Source organism: Streptomyces atriruber, from assembly GCF_001418325.1.
Lineage (GTDB): Bacteria > Actinomycetota > Actinomycetes > Streptomycetales > Streptomycetaceae > Streptomyces > Streptomyces atriruber.
This window is the reverse complement of the sequence record NZ_LIPN01000692.1, coordinates 1-1,719: the sequence shown is the minus strand read 5'-3', so window position 1 is coordinate 1,719 and position 1,719 is coordinate 1. Positions and strand designations below refer to the sequence as shown.

The window sequence follows — 1,719 nt, the reverse complement described above, 5'->3', positions numbered from 1 at the left end:
GGAGGGTTGTGTGTCGGAGAGCCCGGTGGGGACGGGCTCGGGAGCGGAAGCTGGGGTGGTGGCGGGTTCCGGGGCGGATCCGGTGCCGGGGTCCGGGCGGGACTCCTCCGCCTCGGTCCCCGCCTTCGCCCTCGGCGCCCACGAGCGCTGGCGGCTCCTTCTCGGCAGGTCGCGGGGGCTCGGCGGGCGGGCGGGGCGCGTCGCCACCGCGCTGGACGAGCTGTACGGAAGCGGGCGCGGGGAAGGCTCCCGCGGTGAGGACGGCCCCGGCAGCGGATCCGGAGGCGGCAGCGAGGCCTCGTACCCCGATGTGCGCAGCTGGTCGGAGGAGCTGGCCGCGCTGTTCGGGCCGGGGGTGCGGGAAGAAGTGCTGGCCGCGGCGGCCGACGCAGGACGCATCGACGCCGCCGTGGAACTCGACCCCGCGACGGCACGCCCTTCGGTGGAGCTGCTGCGCACCGTCCTGTCGTACGCGGGTGGTATGCCGGAGAGCCAACTCGCCCGGCTGCGCCCTCTGGTGGCACGGCTGGTGAAGGAGCTCACCGAGGCCCTGGCCACGCGGCTGCGTCCGGCGGTCACGGGCTTCGCGCATCCCCGGCCCACCTCGCGGCCGGGCGGACCGCTGGACCTCGCGCGCACGCTGCGGGCCAACCTGGCGACCGCGCGCCGTGATCCGGTCACGGGCACGGTGACGGTGCTGCCCGAGCGGCCGGTGTTCCGCACCAGGGCGCGGCAGGCGGCGGACTGGCGGCTCGTACTGGTCGTGGACGTGTCCGGGTCGATGGAGGCGTCGACGATCTGGTCGGCGCTCACCGCGTCCGTGCTCGCCGGAGTGCCCGCGCTCAGCACGCACTTCGTCGCCTTCTCCACGGAGGTGCTCGACCTCACCGACCAGGTGGCGGATCCGCTCGCGCTGCTCCTCGAAGTGCGGGTCGGCGGCGGCACCAGCATCGCTCGCGGGCTGCGTCACGCCCGCACCCTCGTGACCGTGCCGTCCCGCACGCTGGTGGTGCTGATCAGCGACTTCGAGGAGGGAGGCCCGGTCGGGCCGCTCCTGTCCGAGGTGCGGGCCCTGGTCGACGCGGGCTGCCACGTCCTGGGCTGCGCCTCGCTGGACGACGCCGGGCTCCCCCGCTACTCGACCGGCGTGGCGGGGCAGTTGGTGGCCGCGGGCATGCCCCTCGCGGCGCTGAGCCCGCTGGAACTGGCCCGCTGGGTCGGCGAACGCATGGGAGGAACGACGCGATGACCGGACAGTCCACGCACACCGTGCTGCCGCCGGTGACCGCCGAAGTGGCCGCCACCGCACTCGAACCGCTGCCCGCACGGCTGCGCAAACGCGTCGACGGAGCAGTGACCAAGGCGGCGGCCTGGCAGATCGACGCCACGGAGAACGGCGAAGGCACCGTGATCCGTGCGGTCGTCCGGGTGAACGACGAGACGTCGGTGACCCTCGCCGCCCCGGACGGCACCGTCACCACCGCGGACGACGTGACCTGCACCTGCCTGCTCGCTCCGGCCTGCCTGCACAGGGCGGCGGTGCTGCTGCGGGCGCCGCTGGCGGAGGAGCCGCTGTCCGGGGAGAGCGGGGGCACCGAGCTGTCGGCCGACAGCTCTGACACACCCACAACACCGGTACCAGCAGCGGTTGCAGCACCGGTTCCAGCACCAGCCCGTGGGCCCGATCCGAGCCACCCACCCCTCATCCTGTCTCTCATA

At 74.4% G+C, this 1,719-nt stretch carries 1 protein-coding gene and 1 pseudogene; both read left to right on the top strand.

Going from position 1 to position 1,719, the window contains the following annotated elements; genetic code table 11:
• Nucleotides 1-1,249, top strand: a 1,249-nt coding sequence (locus tag AOK03_RS40125) for a vWA domain-containing protein (protein WP_157869241.1), incomplete at its 5' end; no start/stop codon positions are given.
• Nucleotides 1,246-1,719, top strand: a pseudogene (locus tag AOK03_RS40120) (SWIM zinc finger family protein); the annotation flags it as partial. The gene AOK03_RS40125 and the pseudogene AOK03_RS40120, both read left to right, overlap by 4 nt.